This window comes from Microcoleus sp. B6-A1 (assembly GCF_036705085.1).
Taxonomy (GTDB): domain Bacteria; phylum Cyanobacteriota; class Cyanobacteriia; order Cyanobacteriales; family Microcoleaceae; genus Microcoleus.
The window spans coordinates 86240-106431 of the sequence record NZ_JAUBTU010000007.1; the positions used below are offsets into that span (position 1 = coordinate 86240).

Sequence of the window (20192 nt, forward strand, 5' to 3'; positions counted from 1 at the left end):
CGACTTAATGTACAAAACCTAACTGGAGACAAACAATGACTTTTTTGAAAAATGTTGACCAAACCAAATGCTTCCAAAATGAAATTCCCTACAAACCAATGGGAAAATATATCCATTTCTTGACTATTCGTGTCACCGAATCCTATCCCTTATTTCAAACAGACCAAGAACTTAATAAGGCGAGAGTGAGGGCGGGAATAAAACGCGAGAATCGCGCTCCGATCAGCCGTCTGACGATGTTCAAGCGCAAACAATCTACCCCGGAACGCCTAGTGGGTCGGGAATTGCTTCGCAATTATGGATTTATGACCGCACAAGAGTGCGAGTACAACGTCCGATTTGCAATGGATAACCCCGATTGCATTATCTATGGCTTTGCTATTGGTGATTCTGGATCGGAAAAATCTAAGGTGGTGGTTGATACTGCATACTCAATCACACCCTTTGATGATTCTCATGAAACCTTTACGCTTAATGCCCCCTACGAAAATGGCACAATGGCAGCGAAGGGAGAGATGAAAGAATTACCAAAAGGCAAAGATAAGGGCAAGTTAGATGGAGAAATTGGTACAACTACAGCCAGAATTAATCAACAAGATCACATCCGACCACAGGTATTCTTTCCGAGCATTATCACTCTAAAAGATGCTACTGAGGCAGGCTTTCTATATGTCTTCAATAACATCCTGCGTACCAGTCGCTACGGTGCACAAACCACTCGTACAGGCACGATGCGTAATGAATTGATTGGTGTTGTTTTTGCCGATGGCGAAATCACGAGTAACCTCCGTTGGACTCAGGCAATCTACGACCTGTTTCCTGATGAAGTTCTGCAATCTCTTGACCCGTTAGATGAAGATGATGTGATGGAGCACGCTAAGACTGCTATTCAATCTCTGTTGGATGACGAACCGATTGTAAAAATTCCTTTCATCAATGAAGAATTTGATGCTCTTCTCAAAGAAGTTAAGGCTCTGACGAGTAATGAGACAACGCTCAAAGCAATTTTAAAGAAAGCCGATGACGAGGCTAAAGCTTACGCGAAGAAGCATATCAAGGGTAAGGCAGGAGCTACAGCAGCAGCGGAGTAACAACAATGGCTTTTATTTACCGCTGTCAAATCGAGTTGCACGATAGCCTTTATTTTGCAACTCGCGAGATAGGGAGACTTTACGAAACTGAGCCGGTAATTCACAATTACGCGCTTTGTTATGCCCTCGGTTTGGTGGATAGCGAAATCTATTCCACCACCGTTTCTGAAGAACATTCCTATCGCTATTTCTGTCCCGAACAAGTTCCTAAATACGAGCCGCATTTAACGGCGCTCAACCAACAGGGGATTTATGTTACTCCGGGGCGATCTATTTCTCACTCCTCTACTCTCAACACTTGGAAATATGCCAACAATAACTATCACGTTGAGATGGAGAAAACTCAGAAAAATATCCCTAGTTTTGGCAGAACCAAAGAAATTGCGCCGGAAAGCAAATTTGAGTTTTTCATAATCTCAGAGAAGTCTCTGAAACTGGCAAAGTGGATACGGTTGGGAAAGTGGATGAGCAAAGCAGCAGTCGAAATCGTAGAACAGAAGGAAGTGAAGCGCTCGACTTCTGAAGCTAACTTAAATTTTCCCTATCTGCTAAATCCTTTAGATGTGATGTTTTCCCATCAAGTGATTAGCTACGATGTGGTTAATATGCCTCCGGTTAGCCTCATCCAAAATGTCAAAATGCTAGGGCGATATTACGAGTTTGAGCCACTCAAAATTCCCGCTTGTATGGAATACCGCTTTCGGGCAGATTAATAGGAGGCAGAGCCTCTAGAAATGCGTTCCCAGGTAGAACCTGGGAACGAGCAATTTACCATAATTCCTGTAGGGGCGGGTTCACCAATATCTGTAATAAAAACGAGAGATTCTGTAAACCCGCCCCGATCTTCAATTATGGTCGATCGTTCCCATATCTTATCATATTATATCCCTTGGCTTGACCGTAATACCCCGACCGGGGCGGGTTTTTGAGATTGTCAATTATTGGCAGATATTGTTGGTAAACCCGCCCCTACAATATTATCGGTAATCGATCGCAAATCATATCATTTCCTGGTGGTCTGCAACGCTTTCAACAATCACCAACCATTAACCAAATATGCCACACAGCCTAGTCCTCAACATCCTCCCCCTGGCCCCAATTCCCCCCGGATACCTCACCGGCAGACACCTGCACGCCCTCTTCCTCACCCTCGTGAGTTCGGTTGACAAAAAACTCGGCGATCGCCTCCACGATGCCGCCGCCCAAAAATCCTTCACCCTCAGCCCTTTGCAAACTAAAAAATGCCCTTTCAAAAAACACCATTTCCTCCAATGGGAACACACAGAATCGATTCCAGAACACACCCTCTGTTGGTGGCGAATTACTCTGCTTGATGACACTTTATTTGGCAAGTTAACTAATCTTTGGCTGAACCTCAATCCGTCGAAGCCGTGGCATCTCGGACCCGCAGATTTGATGATTACTAAGATTCTCGGAACGCCCCAAGTAGATCAGCCTTGGGCTAATGCTTGCGATTACTCTCAATTGTACGATCGCGCTTCTGAAACTAATCGCTTAATTGCCTTCAGTTTTGCGACTCCTACTACCTTTCGACAGGGCAAATTTGATTCAGTGATTCCTACTAGAGACTGCGTTTTTAATAGTCTCCTCAGTCGCTGGAATAAGTACAGCCCGATCGCACTTCCCGATCTTTCCTTCGATGCACTTTTTTCGACATTTGTCAATATCCGCAGTGAAAAATTGACAAACTATCAAAGCGATTTTGTTGGCATGGTTGGGGAGGTTAGTTATCGGATTTTGGGAGATGTCGAGCCTTTAGCGATTAAGCAAATTAATGCTTTGGCTGATTTTGCTGTTTACTGCGGGGTGGGGAGGAAAACTCCGATGGGGATGGGAATGACTAGGCGGATTGTTGTTAATAAGAGTTAAAGAGATTTTGAGGGCGGGCAAGATACCGGAATTCCAAGGCGGGCAAGATGCCCAACCCCTACTCCCCACAATAACACTAAACTCTTGTGGAACAGGCATCTTGCCTGTTGCTAATTCCAATTACTAATTTCCTACAAACCATCAAAAAAATGAACGATTCTGATTACATTTCGATCGCAACTCTCAACCAGTATTCTTACTGTCCTCACCGCTGTTGGCGAATGTCTTGTGCGGGAGAATTCACCGATAATCAGTATACCATTGAAGGGACAAGTTTGCACGATCGCGTTCACACGATGAGCGAAATTAACCGCAATGAAACTTGGCAGGTGCGGGCGATTTGGCTGAAATCCGAGCGCTACAAACTGATTGGTAAATCGGATTTGATTGAGTCGGCTGATGGTAAGATTTACCCCGTGGAATACAAGCGGGGACGGAAGGGGGAATGGGATAATGATGAGTTGCAAGTTTGCGCTCAAGCGCTTTGTTTGGAGGAGATGACGGGGAAAACTATTGCGACTGGATATGTGTATTACGCGCAATCGCATCAGCGGCAATTAGTGGAGATTTCTGAGCAATTGAGACAGGATGCGATCGCCACCATCACCGCTATCCAATTTTTGCTGCAAACAGGCACAATGCCTCGACCTAATTATACCAAACGCTGTCAAGGTTGCAGCCTTTATCAGCAATGTTTGCCGCAAGCTGCTGATAAAGTCCTGCGCTATCAAGAAGCTAATTAATCCAAACTACAAATTTAGGAGTCAATCATGGGGACACTGTATATCAATCAAGATGATGTGTTTATTGGGAAAACAGATGAACGCCTCAATGTCAAGGCAAAAAATCAAATCTTACAGGATGTGCCTTTGATTCATTTAGATGGAGTGGTGATTTTGGGACGGGCGACTATTTCTCCGGCGGCGATCGCAGAATTGCTACAACGGAAAATTCCTCTGACTTTTATCACCGATACTGGTCACTATTTGGGTAAGCTAGAACCGGAATTAAGTAAAAACATTTTCGTTCGCAATGCTCAGTGGAAAGCGGCGGGGGAAACTTCCCAAGCTATTCATGTTGTCCGGGGTTTTATTCGCGGAAAATTGAAGAATTATCGCAGCAGTTTATCTCAAACTCAGCGGGAACATTCCGAACTAAATTTAGCATCGGCAATTATGCAGATTTCCAATGCGATCGCCAAACTTGACAAAACTGACAATATTGACTCTTTGCGCGGGCACGAGGGGGCTGGTAGTGCCGCGTATTTCGGAGTTTTTAACCAATTAATTCGCGCGGAAGGCTTTGTGTTTCAACCGCGACACCGCCCTGCTACCGATCCGGTGAATTCTTTGATGAATTTTGCTTACACGCTGCTGCGTCACGACGTGCAAAGTGCGATTAATATTGTGGGATTTGACCCTTATTTAGGATACCTTCATATGCAGCGCTACGGCCGCGTGGGTTTAGCATTTGATTTGATGGAAGAGTTCCGCCCTTTGGTAGCAGACAGTATCATTTTGAATGCGATTAACCGCCGGATTCTGACGCCGAATGATTTTACTGTGGAACCGCTGAGTAATGTGGTGCGACTGTCGGAAACGGCACGGAAAGAGTTTCTGAAGTTGTATGAAAAGAAAAAGCAGTCTGAGTTTAAGCATCCTGTTTTGAAACGCAAGTGTACCTATCAAGAAGCTTTTGAAATTCAAGGGCGGCTGTTGGCGAAATATTTGATGGGCGAAATTGACAAATATCCACCTTTAGTTTTGTACTAGATATGCACATTCTGATTTCTTACGATATTTCGGAAGACAAGCGCCGGACAAAGATTCACAAAATGCTCAAGTCTTACGGGCAGTGGATGCAGTACAGTGTGTTTGAGTGTGCTGATTTGAGCGAGACTCAGTATGCAAAGTTGCGATCGCGCCTGAACAAACTCATCAAACCCAACGAAGACAGTATTTTGTTTTTCCCGCTGTGCGCTTGCTGTCAGGGTAAGATCGAACGTATTGGTGGGGTAGTGCCTGCAGATCGCACAATATTTTTTGCTTAGTTTCCGTGAATGGGTAGGTGTTAAAATCGGGGTATCAAATTTTTCGGCTCAAACACATGTCCAGCAAGAGTTTGATGCCCCCAGTCTAAAAAAAACCTTCACGGAAAGTCTGTAAGCTTTACAGGATAAGCTTTTGGAGGGAGTATGGAAATTTGGGTATTGACAAGCCGCAGGCTGGAATGGTACTTTTGTTTGAGATTCACGGAACTGCACCTTGAAAACCAAATACAGCAAGGCTTCTGGAACGGGCGGCCGAAAACAACCTAAAACCCTACCAGGGATTGAAACAATAATCAACCCTTATATCTCCCACGATACCCCTGATAGCCGAAAACAACCTAAAACCCTACCAGGGATTGAAACTTTCGACTTCATCGAGTACATCTCGCATAGAATGCGCCGAAAACAACCTAAAACCCTACCAGGGATTGAAACGCATGGGAAACCTTGGAATCCTTGTGTAGAGCGCTGCCGAAAACAACCTAAAACCCTACCAGGGATTGAAACTAAACTGTTAGCCATCATCCATGCACCTACACGCGCGCCGAAAACAACCTAAAACCCTACCAGGGATTGAAACCTAATGTACTCTCAAAGCTCACCGTAACATCTGGCCGAAAACAACCTAAAACCCTACCAGGGATTGAAACAGCTCATCATAAAGCCAAACAAAACCTGTATTTGCCGAAAACAACCTAAAACCCTACCAGGGATTGAAACCTTGCTCAATCGTCAGACCGAGGAGCCCAGAAGCCTTTAAAGAGCCGAAAACAACCTAAAACCCTACCAGGGATTGAAACTCGGCGGTACCTTGAAATAAAATCAGCTAATACAATAGGGAAGCCGAAAACAACCTAAAACCCTACCAGGGATTGAAACTATTTAGAGAATTGCGCGATATTATTGGTTTGCGCCGAAAACAACCTAAAACCCTACCAGGGATTGAAACTTTAAACCAGCTCTATTTTGTTGAGGAGCAGAAGCCGAAAACAACCTAAAACCCTACCAGGGATTGAAACCAAAATTTAATAAAATGCTTCTGCAACGGATGAATTCCGCCGAAAACAACCTAAAACCCTACCAGGGATTGAAACCATGATCCGTTAGCCAGTTCGCCATGGTCATCAAATCGGGCCGAAAACAACCTAAAACCCTACCAGGGATTGAAACGTAGCGGCCGTGCTTTGGCTGTACCACACAAAGTTGAGTGTGAGCCGAAAACAACCTAAAACCCTACCAGGGATTGAAACAAAATGATTTCGATTCTTTTGTCTTTGTACTTGATGCCGAAAACAACCTAAAACCCTACCAGGGATTGAAACACTTGATAACCCTACTGGTAGAAGCCCTTATTGCCGCCGAAAACAACCTAAAACCCTACCAGGGATTGAAACATAAACAACTGGATTTCCTTTGAAAAGATAAACGCCGAAAACAACCTAAAACCCTACCAGGGATTGAAACGTTTGAGATGTATTTCACTAGGACGCGCTTCTCTGATAGGCCGAAAACAACCTAAAACCCTACCAGGGATTGAAACACTCAAGACTGCTAGAATCAGTCAGTACAGAGTGTTAAGCCGAAAACAACCTAAAACCCTACCAGGGATTGAAACGAAAAACTCGAATCAGAACACAATGAAAATACCCAAAGCCGAAAACAACCTAAAACCCTACCAGGGATTGAAACGATAAAAACTTGTCAGCAGTGCATACACCACGCGGTAGCCGAAAACAACCTAAAACCCTACCAGGGATTGAAACGCGACACCTAAAACCCTCGCTCCAAAAGCCTTGCGCCGAAAACAACCTAAAACCCTACCAGGGATTGAAACTTCCACCTAAAGCGCCTCTTGTAGGAGCTCTGCGCCGAAAACAACCTAAAACCCTACCAGGGATTGAAACGTTACTATCGGCAATTGCGAGTATTCTGCAATCCGCCGAAAACAACCTAAAACCCTACCAGGGATTGAAACTTCGGAAAAACTACACAACTCTATAGCTGCTGGTGCCGAAAACAACCTAAAACCCTACCAGGGATTGAAACTCAATTCCTCTGGCGTATAATACCCCGCGACGCGGCGCATGCCGAAAACAACCTAAAACCCTACCAGGGATTGAAACCTCATCCTCTCCGAGTTTGAGGAACGAGCTATCTTAGCCGAAAACAACCTAAAACCCTACCAGGGATTGAAACGGCTTCTGAGTCAGAAACAATTACCTGGAACTTTAATAGCCGAAAACAACCTAAAACCCTACCAGGGATTGAAACAATGCTATTCACATGAAGTAGCTGGAATGATAGGCCGAAAACAACCTAAAACCCTACCAGGGATTGAAACCTATTTTAAGCTTGTCAACAATTCCAGAGTTAGCGCCGAAAACAACCTAAAACCCTACCAGGGATTGAAACATTGAGCAATGGCTATCAGAATATGCCACAATAGCCGAAAACAACCTAAAACCCTACCAGGGATTGAAACATTACTTTGACGATCTAAATACTTGAATTTTAGCCGAAAACAACCTAAAACCCTACCAGGGATTGAAACAACCCACTTAGAAATTTGCAATGGAGGGATTCCGGCTGCCGAAAACAACCTAAAACCCTACCAGGGATTGAAACCCGAGCGACCCATTGCGCTGTTTGCGGACTACGAGTTCGATTTTGTGCCGAAAACAACCTAAAACCCTACCAGGGATTGAAACAAAATATTGCAATCGGATATCAGATGAATGATGAAACGAGCCGAAAACAACCTAAAACCCTACCAGGGATTGAAACCAACACTCGCACCCGCCAAACTGATTGTAGATGCTCATAAGCCGAAAACAACCTAAAACCCTACCAGGGATTGAAACTAAAACTGTCACAGTGCCAGAGTTGATAATTGACGGCCGAAAACAACCTAAAACCCTACCAGGGATTGAAACCTTTTTCATTGCGAATATCAAGCTCGTTGCGAGCCGAAAACAACCTAAAACCCTACCAGGGATTGAAACTCTTAAAAACGCTATCGCACTATAAGCAGCATTCAATGGCCGAAAACAACCTAAAACCCTACCAGGGATTGAAACCAACTATTGTTTGCTAAAGTTAAAAAAGCAAGAGCCGAAAACAACCTAAAACCCTACCAGGGATTGAAACTCTGCACAATGCGGGGTCAACTCAACTACTCGCAGCCGAAAACAACCTAAAACCCTACCAGGGATTGAAACTTTTGGTGCTTAGACTTTGAAAGATTTTAATACACAGCCGGCCGAAAACAACCTAAAACCCTACCAGGGATTGAAACTTTTGTGCGGTCGGCTGATGCTGTGGGCGATTTGCCGAAAACAACCTAAAACCCTACCAGGGATTGAAACTTCGAGTACGATCGCATGTTCGACAATGTTGTCGGGCCGAAAACAACCTAAAACCCTACCAGGGATTGAAACGCTTTGATATCTCACGATGGAAACATCAGGACCCATCAAGCCGAAAACAACCTAAAACCCTACCAGGGATTGAAACTTGTAATTGATTCGGATTCGTCCGCCATCGCGAGCTCCTGCCGAAAACAACCTAAAACCCTACCAGGGATTGAAACTTTTGACGTATCGTTGAAAGTCCAGTGAAGAATCGCCGAAAACAACCTAAAACCCTACCAGGGATTGAAACAAATAAAGGTTTAAGTACAGGGGATTTATGTGTGCCGAAAACAACCTAAAACCCTACCAGGGATTGAAACGAAAGGATTGAAGTTTTAGGTGGTGGCAGTTGGGCCGAAAACAACCTAAAACCCTACCAGGGATTGAAACCTCGCCTTTGCAGGCGATCGCATAAATCTAATGAGCCGAAAACAACCTAAAACCCTACCAGGGATTGAAACTTAAAGAGCTATCTGAGTAACGATAAATCAAGCTATATAAGCCGAAAACAACCTAAAACCCTACCAGGGATTGAAACTTTAAAAAACGTGACACCGCGAGTGCAGAAGTGGAAGCCGAAAACAACCTAAAACCCTACCAGGGATTGAAACAATTGGATGATATCAAGCAAGAAATTGAAACTAAAAAAGCCGAAAACAACCTAAAACCCTACCAGGGATTGAAACGTCAATATCGCCAGCAGATTTCTCCTTTTGCCCCGCCGAAAACAACCTAAAACCCTACCAGGGATTGAAACAAAAATATCCCACAGCGCTTTATTGCTTCATCCGCTGGGCCGAAAACAACCTAAAACCCTACCAGGGATTGAAACCTACGATGCTGCTCAAAGTTGGGAAACTCAGAACCCGCTATAGCCGAAAACAACCTAAAACCCTACCAGGGATTGAAACCAAAAAAATGGCTACCTGATGGGGTAGCCGATGGGCCGAAAACAACCTAAAACCCTACCAGGGATTGAAACGTACTTTTCGGCTTCTATTGGGTCAATATAAAAGCCGAAAACAACCTAAAACCCTACCAGGGATTGAAACTGAACCTATTTGAGGTTGGTTGGTCTACTGCTGAGGATGAAGAGCCGAAAACAACCTAAAACCCTACCAGGGATTGAAACTACACTGGTAAGTAGTTAGGTCAATGCGGGTTTCAGGCCGAAAACAACCTAAAACCCTACCAGGGATTGAAACTCCTTCTCTGCTCCCATCTCCCAGTTTCCTGTAGCGCCGAAAACAACCTAAAACCCTACCAGGGATTGAAACAATTTGAACGCAAAGCTGACATTCAGATTGCTGCTGAGCCGAAAACAACCTAAAACCCTACCAGGGATTGAAACAAGACATGATCTTTTATGAGGTCGGGAAGATTTGCCGAAAACAACCTAAAACCCTACCAGGGATTGAAACCTTTGTGCCGTGACTCCAAATCTTCCCAATTTTTGAGCCGAAAACAACCTAAAACCCTACCAGGGATTGAAACCTGTGGGTTCAGATGACGGTTCAGCACAGTCAAGAGGCCGAAAACAACCTAAAACCCTACCAGGGATTGAAACTCCAAAGGTGCGGGCCTCATCATTGGTGAGGTTGCAATCGAAGCCGAAAACAACCTAAAACCCTACCAGGGATTGAAACGCAATCGTAGGCAAGCTGCTTTAAGCAGTCGATGCGGGCCGAAAACAACCTAAAACCCTACCAGGGATTGAAACTAGCAGCCGATCGCCCTTGACGACCGATCGGCAAAGCCGAAAACAACCTAAAACCCTACCAGGGATTGAAACTTCCCGTGCATATTTCCGTAAATTCATGTATCCGCCGAAAACAACCTAAAACCCTACCAGGGATTGAAACTAAGGATTCCAGTTACTTACAAAATCGAAAAATTGAGCCGAAAACAACCTAAAACCCTACCAGGGATTGAAACTTGGTATTCTGGGACGCGGGTATCAAGATTAATGGGCCGAAAACAACCTAAAACCCTACCAGGGATTGAAACGGGATAGACGGTAAAGCTTCCTGTTTTTTCCTCGTGGAGCCGAAAACAACCTAAAACCCTACCAGGGATTGAAACTTTCGCAGCGCTGTTGCACAGCTTGCAGAATGTCTGGCCGAAAACAACCTAAAACCCTACCAGGGATTGAAACTTTACCAGAATCGGTATCTATCCAAGATTTCATTCGCCGAAAACAACCTAAAACCCTACCAGGGATTGAAACTTAAAAAATGAAGTATTGCGTGAGTAAGTTGCCGAGCCGAAAACAACCTAAAACCCTACCAGGGATTGAAACAGCTAATAGAAACCGCTGATTATTTCTTATTAGCGCCGAAAACAACCTAAAACCCTACCAGGGATTGAAACCTTGAACGGAGAAATGGATCTGAATTCATATTTGGGCCGAAAACAACCTAAAACCCTACCAGGGATTGAAACTCCCAAACCTGCTAGAGTGCGGGTGTGAGTCACGATTATGCCGAAAACAACCTAAAACCCTACCAGGGATTGAAACTCCAAGTTTGCCGACGATGACGATCGCGTATCACGCCGAAAACAACCTAAAACCCTACCAGGGATTGAAACCGAGTATCCGTACCGCCCTCTGAGCTAGGTATGGAGCCGAAAACAACCTAAAACCCTACCAGGGATTGAAACAGATTTACCCGCTGCAAAACTATCTCGCCGCCGACGGTAGCCGAAAACAACCTAAAACCCTACCAGGGATTGAAACCTCTCATTGCTTAATCTTTAGCTCCTCTATTTGGGCCGAAAACAACCTAAAACCCTACCAGGGATTGAAACCTAGTAGCAGCCCAAAGCTTGAGAGAGGAAGGGATTACGCCGAAAACAACCTAAAACCCTACCAGGGATTGAAACCTTCTTCCACATCAGCATCAGGGGAAGCGAGAGCCGAAAACAACCTAAAACCCTACCAGGGATTGAAACTGAGTAAATCTGCAACTCTAGAAATTGCATCAGGGTCAAGCCGAAAACAACCTAAAACCCTACCAGGGATTGAAACCGTTTGGTGGGTGTGTTTCGGGATTCGCCGCTGTGTCGAGCCGAAAACAACCTAAAACCCTACCAGGGATTGAAACTTAATGCTATATTCATGATGTTTTAGTGTTATAAGCCGAAAACAACCTAAAACCCTACCAGGGATTGAAACTCTAATGTGGCGACATGATCGACCACCGCCAAAGCAGATGAGCCGAAAACAACCTAAAACCCTACCAGGGATTGAAACTCGGCTTCGGCAATAATTTCTTCCAGGTCGCGTTCGCCGAAAACAACCTAAAACCCTACCAGGGATTGAAACGTAGAAAGATTTTCAGGCGATAAAGACGTGTTTGGCCGAAAACAACCTAAAACCCTACCAGGGATTGAAACCGCTCTAATCTTGGCGTGGTGTCTGTTATAGGCTGTGCGCCGAAAACAACCTAAAACCCTACCAGGGATTGAAACTTTGAATAAAAACATAGCTTGCCTCATCAATACGCCGAAAACAACCTAAAACCCTACCAGGGATTGAAACATAGCCCCCTCCTTTAGTAACTATTGAATTTCTGCCGAAAACAACCTAAAACCCTACCAGGGATTGAAACAAGTATTTTTAATAAACCCATGATAGCATCTTTGCCGAAAACAACCTAAAACCCTACCAGGGATTGAAACGGAACCCCAAAACTGGGGAAAAGATGGAGATTCCAGCGCCGAAAACAACCTAAAACCCTACCAGGGATTGAAACGACCCAGATGATGAATTAGGAATATACCTAGAAGCTAGCCGAAAACAACCTAAAACCCTACCAGGGATTGAAACCGCCCAATCCTAAAGCACTAAATGCTAGGCGCGACGCCCTCCAGCCGAAAACAACCTAAAACCCTACCAGGGATTGAAACTTTCGGAAGTATTCAGCAGTATTCAGCAGAGGAGGAGACAGGAGGAAAGAGGGTATTCTTCTCCTGACTCCTGACTCCTGACTCCTGACTCCTTCTTCGCCGGAAACAAATTTACTTCCAACACTCACAGCAGAGGTGGTGCTCATCGATAATCTCACATTTGATAAAAGTGCTCCGATTCAGGAATTGATTCAAACAGCAGGGTGTAGACTATTATATTTACCGCCATACTCTCCAGAGTTTAACAAAATTGAACAAAGAAGAGTCTTGGCTAAAAAGTCAAAATCGTAAACAGCTTGATGAGTTTGATTGCTTACATTTTGGCGACCCTTGGATGTCTTGCGCCTGGGAGCATAACACCGGCCGTTGCTAAATGTGATTTCCCAGACTCTTCTGTTGAGAAAACCTCAAAATTATGACCACTCAAACAACTTCTCCACTCCTACTAAGCCCCTTCAAAATCGGAGATTTACCCTTAAAAAACCGGGTACTCATGGCACCCATGACGAGAGCCAGAGCCGGTGAAGCGCGGATGCCCAACGCCTTGATGGCAGAGTATTACACTCAGCGAGCCTCCGCTGGTTTAATCATTACAGAAGCCACAGTGGTTTCTACTCAAGCTAATGGTTGGCTCAATACACCCGGTATTTATTCAGACGAACAAGGCGAAGCTTGGAAACAAGTTGTGACTGCGGTTCATGCCCACGAAACGCCGATTTTCATGCAGCTTTGGCACTGCGGACGAGCTTCCCACAGCAGTTTTCATCAAAACAATCAATTGCCAGTTGCAGCCTCTGCCATCAAAATAAACGGAGAAGGCATTCATACCCCTCTAGGCAAACAACCCTACGAAACTCCCCGCGCTCTAGAAACCGATGAAATCTCCCTGGTTGTAGAAGATTATCGCAAGGCGGCAGAACGAGCTAAAATGGCAGGTTTTGACGGTGTAGAAATTCACGCGGCAAACGGCTATCTCATTGACACGTTCCTCCAAACAAAAACCAATCACCGCACTGATTCCTATGGCGGCACAGTTGAAAATCGCTACCGTTTTCTTAAGGAAATTGTAGAGGCGATTATCACAGTATTTCCGGCAAACAAAGTGGGAGTTAGACTTTCTCCCAACGGTGTTTTCAATGACATGGGTTCTCCCAGTTACCGCGAAGATTTTCTGTATTTCGCGAAGCAGTTAAATGCCTATGATTTAGCTTACCTTCACTTGGTGGACGGTCTAGCTTTTGGCTTTCATGAATTGGGAACACCGATGATGATAGGAGAGTTTCGCGATGTGTTTGCAGGGCCGCTCGTCGGCAACTGCGGATATACTCAAGAACAGGCTGAAACGGCCCTGAGCAGCAAAGTTGCGGATTTAATTGCTTTTGGTCGAGATTTTATCAGCAATCCTGACTTGGTAGAGCGTTTTACTAATGGTTGGCCGCTCAATCCGCCTGCTGAAGTCGGCGTCTGGTATTCTTTTGAGCCTGAAGGTTATATCGATTTCCCTAGATATCAGGAATCGGCGGCTATTTCTTAATTGAGTTGGTTGGGGCGGGTTTATCAATACCGAGTATGTCAATCATAGATAATGGTCAACTCGCCCCAACAGGATTTATGGTTAATTCACCAAAGTAGGAGTGGGAGTTGAAGCGATATTTAATTGTCATCGCCGGTTGAGATCGAGAACGTTTCCCCATATCCTAATAACCATAGGGTACTTTAAAACATCCAAGCTGCTAGCTCAGGGTTTGAGTGCCTGAAAATAATCAATAGCGGAAGCGCTTTTAACAAGATGGCACAAAATCACAAATCAACGGTTATCATCACCGGCGCTTCCTCCGGCGTCGGTTTGTACGGCGCGAAAGCTCTCGCAGACAAGGGATGGCACGTAGTCATGGCCTGTCGGGACGTGCGAAAAGCCGGAGACGCCGCCCGCGAGTTGGGTATACCTGAAGGCAGTTTCTCCATCATGGAGATTGACTTGGGCGATTTGGAGAGCGTGCGCCGGTTTGCTCGCGCATTTAAGGCCAGCGGCAGGCCTCTGGACGCTTTGGTGTGCAACGCGGCCATTTATATGCCTTTGATTAAGGAACCGCTGCGGAGCCCGGAGGGTTATGAGTTGACGATGACTACCAATCACTTGGGTCATTTCCTGCTGTGCAACCTGATGATGGAAAATATGAAGCCTTCCTATTATTCCGATGCGAGAATCGTGATTTTGGGAACCGTGACTCACAATCCAGACGAGTTGGGCGGGAAGATTCCGCCGCGCCCGGATTTAGGCAAGTTTGAGGGTTTTGAAGCGGGTTTCAAAGACCCGATTTCGATGGTTGATGGCAAGAAGTTTGAACCGGTCAAGGCTTACAAAGATAGCAAAGTTTGCAACGTGCTGACGATGCGGGAATTGCACCGCCGCTTTCACGAATCCACGGGGATTACTTTCACTTCGCTGTATCCGGGATGCGTCGCGGATACGCCGCTGTTCCGCAATCACTATCCCCTATTTCAGAAGCTGTTCCCGCTGTTTCAGAAGAATATCACCGGGGGTTACGTGTCGCAGGAGTTGGCGGGGGAAAGGCTGGCGATGGTGGTTGCTGATCCCGAATACAAGCAATCTGGGGCTTATTGGAGTTGGGGGAACCGCCAGAAAAAAGATGGTAAGTCTTTTGTGCAAAAGGTTTCTCCCCAGGCCCGCGATGATGAAAAAGGCGAGCGGATGTGGGAGTTGAGTGCTAAGTTGGTGGGATTGACTGACGGGGCTCAAATGGGTGCTGCGGCTGGTGCGGGCCGCTCTGCATAATTCAAAGTTACAAATCCCCTTGATCAGGCTTGGCGCTTGAAACGGCGTCTACGCACAGGAAGTGGGTAGACGCGGACTCAATAATAAAAGGGGTATTAAAGCAGGGCTGTTTCATTCTCTTGTAGGGGCCGCCCCCCGTGGCTGCCCCAATTCCTGAAACAGATACAAAATCGTGGGTGGATGAGGAGGGTAGGCACGGGGAGTAGGGGTAGCACTACCCCCTACAAAATCATCGTTTTCTTGAGAATGAAACAGCCCTGGTATTAAAGTCGGATTTGGTATGATGCACCAAAATCAAAGAAACCGGGTTTTTTAGTGGCTTTGCGGGTTGTAACTCACATCTTGCACTATTATTAAGAACAGGCAAGATGCCTGTTCCACAAGAAAATTTATCTCTTGTGGAACAGGCATCTTGCCTCTTCATAAAAAAATTATTGAGAATGGTGCCAGCTCCCAGTTGTAGCGCGTCTTTTCGGACACAACCCGGTTTCTGGTTTACCGTGGCGTGCAGGACTGTTCTGGTTGCGACCTTAGCATGAAAGCGTAGGTTTTGCAACCCAAAATATCGGCTTTTTTTTACTGTTTACGATCGACTTACACGATATTTTTTCGGATAATAAGCCAGTTGGTGCGTAAGTCTTGGGAAATGAACAGCCGTCGATCGACCTTTTGGTTTGTAGCCGTCGCCGAAACTGTTGGCTGGGACGGCTGTTTCCTTTTTTTGCTGTTAAGATTGATTTTTACTTGAGGGTGCTCTATTGCGGAAAATATTTTCACCCAATTATTCGAGATAATTAGATTCTATGGCTTGTCGATCGCAAAAACTATTTTTATTCGCTGGTATTTTTGGGTTAGTTTTGTTGGGAAAACCAGCCAAAACATCCGCTAGCACAGTTGAAATTTTGGCCTCAAATGTTGAGGATTTGGCCGCAGTTAGCAGCGGAGGCGATCGAGCTTTCCTTCCCGATACTAATCTTGACAAACGCGAAGACTTGCCGATAAAAGACGAGCAAACGCAGTTACCCACAGAGTCAGAACGATCGGCTTTGGCGACAACTCTACCCTTATCCCCATTTGCGGAAATCCCCGACTTAGAGTCGGAAGCGGCAAATTCAGCCGATCGCACTTTCAGCACAAAAACTCAAGAAACCGAGCTTTTTAACTCCGATCAAAAACTAGAAGAAAATATTGACCCACAAAAAATTGATTTGGGTATCGATCGAACCTCGCAACTAGCCCAACTGCCCAACCCAATTTTGCCGCGAGAACCAGAATTACCACCTCCTGAGCCGCCGCAACCCCCTGCGCCGTCTCCCCTCCAACCCACCCAGCCAACACCAGTTGAAAGCGAAATTAGACCAGGCATTCTGGGTACAATTAAGGTCGATCGCTTTGAATTTGAGGGCAACACAGCTTTTAGCGATCGCGAACTCGCAGAAGTTACGCAACAGTTTGCCGGTCGCGAAATCACCTTTGCCGAACTGATCGCAGCCGAAGCAGCCGTCACTCAAAAATATGTAGCGGCAGGATACATCAATTCCGGCGCTGTAATTCCCGCCAACCAAACCTTTCCGAGAGAAGGAGGTGTGGTGAAAATTCGGATTGTAGAAGGCGGATTAGATGAAATTGTGATTACTGGAAACAGACGCTTAAATTCAAATTACGTGCGATCGCGCCTAGAACGGGCTACCAGACGCCCCCTGAATCGCGATAGCCTGCTGGAAGCCTTGCAAATGCTGCAACTCGACCCCTTAATTGGCAATATTTCCGCCGAATTGCAAGCCGGAAGCCGCCCGGAAAACAGCCGCTTAGAAGTGCGCGTAAAAGAAGCAGACAGCTTTAGCGCTGAAGTGTTCGCAGACAACAATCGATCGCCCAGCGTCGGCAGTTTTCGGCGCGGTATCCGCATCAATCAAGCAAATTTGCTCGGTTTGGGCGACGGATTAGAGGTATCTTATGCTAACACCGACGGCAGCAATGAATTCAACGGCAGCTACACAGTCCCCGTCAACGCGCGCAACGGCACGATTGGGTTCGCTGCGAGTGCTGCTAGCACCAATATCATCGAGGAACCGTTTGATGCTGCCCAAATCGAGGGGAAATCGCGCACTTACGAGTTAACTTACCGTCAGCCGATTGTCGAAAAGCCCGATCGCACTTTGGCTTTGGGACTGAGTTTTTCGCGGCAAGAAAGCGATACATTCCTGTCAGGGAAACGATTTGCGCTTTCGGCGGGAGCAAATGAGCGCGGCGAAACCCGGGTTTCGGCTGTGCGCTTTTTTCAGGAATACGTGCAGCGGAGTTCCAGCCAAGTGTTCGCGGCGCGATCGCAGTTTTCCCTCGGCACTAATTTTTTGGGCGCGACTGCGAACGATAGCGGGCCCGACAGCCACTTTCTGGCGTGGCGCGGACAAGCGCAATACGTGCGGCTGCTAGCGCCCGAAACCTTGCTGATAGTGCGTTCCGACATTCAGTTAGCCGATCGCCCCCTGCTTTCCCTCGAACAAATTGGGATCGGTGGCGTTCAAAGCGTGCGCGGATACCGCCAAGATTTGCTGTTAACTGATAGCGGTGCGATCGCGTCTGCTGAAGTGCGAATCCCGGTTTGGCGTGTCCCGGAAGTCCAAGGTTTGTTGCAAGTCGCTCCGTTTATCGATTTTGGGGTAGGGTGGAACCATTCGGAGGAAAAGCCGAATCCTGACTCGGATAAACTGCTGGGTGCGGGTTTGGGCTTAGTTTGGCAGATGGGCGATCGGTTGAATGTGCGTTTAGACTATGGTATTCCTTTGATCAATGCTCGATCGGGCGATCGAACTTTGCAGGAAAAAGGCATCTACTTTAGAATCAATTATTTTCCGTTTTAAATTGTAGGTTGGGTTGAGTGCGATCGAACCCTACGCAACGCTAGAGCCCAACACTTTCATCTTTAGCGCTGACGGTCAAATTTTATTAAGTGGCGGCCTCGATCGCACGATTAAACTGTGGGATATCCTGACAGGATGTTGTATTAGGACGTTGATGGGCGATCGGCTGTATGAAGGCATGAATATTCGAGGCCGGGCGGAATTGACGAATGCTCAAAAAGCGACATTGAAAGCGTTAGGGGCTTTGATTTGACACTCGATAGAGCTTCCGAATCATCTCCAAGGTCAGGCAGTGTTTACCAGATAACGCCTGAGTTAAGCGACCGCGCTGCGGGGTCGGCTTGAACGAATTGTTAGCCGTCAAGGCCGCGACTGGCTAATTTCTTCAAGCACTCCGGTTTGACCGTTGTTACATTTTCCAACTAGCAGCGAAATTGTGCTTGAGTAATTTTTCAGAACAGAGTAGCGTGTAGCAGTAATGCGTACACTCTTGCCTTCAAGTGAATAAACAATTTTAGAGTAGGTGCTATAGTCACCACGGGCCTTTGCAACGGGCATGACTGCACGAATTAGGTCTTTATATTTCGGTGCTGGAAACTCCAGGGTTCGCTGCCTCCCACCTGGGTAAGTCCGCACATTGCGAATCAGTGCTGTGTCGCAGTAAAGATCAGCTACGGCTGGATCAAATGCGCGCTCAAGCGATTGATAGTTAGCAAACACTTTTTCAGCTTTGTTTAGCTCGTTAGCTAGCACCGGATTGGTAAATAGCACAAGGAAGAGAATAGATTTCGTTAAGATTTTCATGAATAGTCCAAAGATTAAAATTGACGGCTAACTTATAAAAGTAATTTCATGCGGATAAGGTCGCAGTCATAAACCGACGCTCGCGGTCAGCAGCATAAGCTATGCTGGCTTTTAAATCTTCTCGCGTCAGATCGGGAAAATCACCCTTGAATTTCTGCTTCGGTCATCTCGGAAGCTAGGTACTCAAGCACTTCATAAACCGTAATTCGCAAGCCGCGTACACAAGGCTTACCACCGCGTTTATTTGGTTCGATCGTGATGTGGTTTCGGTAGTTCATAGTTAGAATTATCGCGATCGTGTTCTCGACCTTTGCAAAATCTTAGCCTATGGCTGCGGATCTGGCAAGGTTGTCAATCTTGTTTTTAATACGATCGCGCAAAAGTTTTTTGAAATAGCGTAATCCCATTCTCATAGCTTATACATATAACCAAGTTCAAGTGCGTTGCAAAAGCTATTCAGGCGATTCAGCAAAGCATTGTAATAGAGGTAAGCATCATCCCGTTCATCTTCAAGAAGAGCATACAGGGTCAGTTCTGGCTCTGCTGCTAGACGATCTTTAGGAACATCTAAGCCCGCTTCGGCTAGGCGCGTTGCTGCGATCGCGACTAACAATGACCCAACTGTATTCGTCTTACCATGATGAAGCTCGTCCAATCCAGGTAGAATTAGCTCCGCTCCCGGCAACTCATTCAAGCTCATGACTGTTCCTCCTCTGAGTTACTTTCAAAACGTTCGATGAAGTTCTCAACTTTGCTTCTAAGCACATCAGGATTAAGAGAGGGAAATCGTATTAATTCGGGTGCAATGGCTTCAAAGCTCTCACGTAGTTCTTCTAAGAAAAATAATTTATTTTCATACATGGCTTGAACATCTTTAATGTCACGGTCAAATCCCCTGGATAGTTTGGAGAGCGCTTGGGCTGTAAAGTCATAGTGATAAAACGAGATTTGACCGTGTTTGCCAATGAAGATGCTCCTGTCACGCCAGCCCGGAAGTGGGGGCAAGAAATCTTGTGGGGAAGCTAGTTCGATATTGATGTTCAATTCTTGTTTGATTTTGGCTATCGCTTGAAAGATGCCTGGGGGTTCAGGATCTAGACGAATATCGATATCAACTGTGGAACTCCGCCATCCAATCAGTAGGGCACTAGCACCACCCGTAAAATAAATGCAGCCTGAACCCTGAGCTTCTCTACCCAAGACTTGCATCAATCGTTCTATCTTCTGAGAGTCAACATTTGGACGCATATTCTACACACATATTTAAACAGAAACAGATTTCCTCAGCCGTCGCACTAAAAAAAGCTATCTTGATTATATTTGGGAAAAGTCCACTTTAGGGGTGAAAGAGAGCCGATCGAGCACTGGGGCGATCGC

At 45.9% G+C, this 20192-nt stretch carries 14 protein-coding genes, 1 pseudogene and 1 CRISPR repeat array; of the genes and pseudogenes, 11 read left to right on the forward strand and 4 right to left on the reverse strand.

Annotation, left to right across the window (positions count from 1 at the left end):
- Positions 1 to 35 precede the first annotated feature (35 nt).
- The 11 genes from cas7d to QUB11_RS04260 all read left to right on the forward strand — a co-directional run bounded on the left by cas7d (position 36) and on the right by QUB11_RS04260 (position 18264).
- Positions 36 to 1091 (forward strand): type I-D CRISPR-associated protein Cas7/Csc2, encoded by a 1056-nt coding sequence (gene cas7d / locus QUB11_RS04215; protein ID WP_333200984.1) that lies wholly within the window; start codon positions 36 to 38, stop codon positions 1089 to 1091.
- A gap of 5 nt (positions 1092 to 1096) precedes the next feature.
- On the forward strand, positions 1097 to 1804 hold the full coding sequence (gene cas5d, locus QUB11_RS04220; protein WP_333104006.1) for a type I-D CRISPR-associated protein Cas5/Csc1: 708 nt from the start codon (positions 1097 to 1099) through the stop codon (positions 1802 to 1804).
- Between the two features lie 343 nt (positions 1805 to 2147).
- Entirely contained in the window at positions 2148 to 2981 is an 834-nt protein-coding gene (cas6, locus tag QUB11_RS04225) for a CRISPR-associated endoribonuclease Cas6 (RefSeq protein WP_333200982.1), read from the forward strand.
- 149 nt (positions 2982 to 3130) lie between these two features.
- A complete protein-coding gene (cas4, locus tag QUB11_RS04230) occupies positions 3131 to 3724 on the forward strand; it encodes a CRISPR-associated protein Cas4 (protein WP_333200980.1) in 594 nt (197 codons plus the stop codon).
- A 27-nt stretch (positions 3725 to 3751) separates the two neighbouring features.
- Positions 3752 to 4753 carry a type I-D CRISPR-associated endonuclease Cas1d gene (gene cas1d / locus QUB11_RS04235; protein ID WP_333200977.1) on the forward strand — a complete coding sequence of 334 codons (1002 nt, stop codon included), beginning with the start codon at positions 3752 to 3754 and terminating at the stop codon, positions 4751 to 4753.
- Positions 4754 to 4755: 2 nt separating this feature from the next.
- Complete coding sequence (gene cas2 / locus QUB11_RS04240) at positions 4756 to 5031, forward strand: CRISPR-associated endonuclease Cas2 (RefSeq protein WP_333200975.1); 276 nt, start codon at positions 4756 to 4758, stop codon at positions 5029 to 5031.
- Positions 5032 to 5282: 251 nt separating this feature from the next.
- Positions 5283 to 12350: a CRISPR direct-repeat array (repeat unit 37 nt; unit sequence GCCGAAAACAACCTAAAACCCTACCAGGGATTGAAAC).
- A 138-nt stretch (positions 12351 to 12488) separates the two neighbouring features.
- A complete protein-coding gene (locus tag QUB11_RS31235) occupies positions 12489 to 12641 on the forward strand; it encodes a transposase (protein ID WP_445300748.1) in 153 nt (50 codons plus the stop codon).
- A 124-nt stretch (positions 12642 to 12765) separates the two neighbouring features.
- On the forward strand, positions 12766 to 13884 hold the full coding sequence (locus QUB11_RS04245; RefSeq protein ID WP_333200972.1) for an alkene reductase: 1119 nt from the start codon (positions 12766 to 12768) through the stop codon (positions 13882 to 13884).
- 255 nt (positions 13885 to 14139) lie between these two features.
- On the forward strand, positions 14140 to 15147 hold the full coding sequence (locus tag QUB11_RS04250) for a protochlorophyllide reductase (protein ID WP_333099251.1): 1008 nt from the start codon (positions 14140 to 14142) through the stop codon (positions 15145 to 15147).
- A gap of 803 nt (positions 15148 to 15950) precedes the next feature.
- Positions 15951 to 18011, forward strand: a complete 2061-nt coding sequence (locus tag QUB11_RS04255) for a ShlB/FhaC/HecB family hemolysin secretion/activation protein (RefSeq protein WP_333200971.1) — start codon at positions 15951 to 15953, stop codon at positions 18009 to 18011.
- 13 nt (positions 18012 to 18024) lie between these two features.
- Positions 18025 to 18264 carry a hypothetical protein gene (locus QUB11_RS04260; RefSeq protein WP_333200969.1) on the forward strand — a complete coding sequence of 80 codons (240 nt, stop codon included), beginning with the start codon at positions 18025 to 18027 and terminating at the stop codon, positions 18262 to 18264.
- A 107-nt stretch (positions 18265 to 18371) separates the two neighbouring features.
- Here QUB11_RS04260 and QUB11_RS04265 read toward each other — a convergent pair whose 3' ends face one another.
- The 4 genes and pseudogenes from QUB11_RS04265 to QUB11_RS04280 form a co-directional block, all read right to left on the reverse strand.
- Positions 18372 to 18815 carry a hypothetical protein gene (locus tag QUB11_RS04265; protein ID WP_333200967.1) on the reverse strand — a complete coding sequence of 148 codons (444 nt, stop codon included), beginning with the start codon at positions 18813 to 18815 and terminating at the stop codon, positions 18372 to 18374.
- Between the two features lie 46 nt (positions 18816 to 18861).
- Positions 18862 to 19093 (reverse strand): annotated as a pseudogene (locus tag QUB11_RS04270) (DUF433 domain-containing protein).
- A 131-nt stretch (positions 19094 to 19224) separates the two neighbouring features.
- Positions 19225 to 19515 carry a hypothetical protein gene (locus tag QUB11_RS04275; protein ID WP_333200965.1) on the reverse strand — a complete coding sequence of 97 codons (291 nt, stop codon included), beginning with the start codon at positions 19513 to 19515 and terminating at the stop codon, positions 19225 to 19227.
- Positions 19512 to 20063, reverse strand: a complete 552-nt coding sequence (locus tag QUB11_RS04280) for a DUF6036 family nucleotidyltransferase (protein WP_333200963.1) — start codon at positions 20061 to 20063, stop codon at positions 19512 to 19514. The genes QUB11_RS04275 and QUB11_RS04280 overlap by 4 nt, the downstream gene beginning before the upstream one ends.
- Positions 20064 to 20192: the final 129 nt, after the last annotated feature.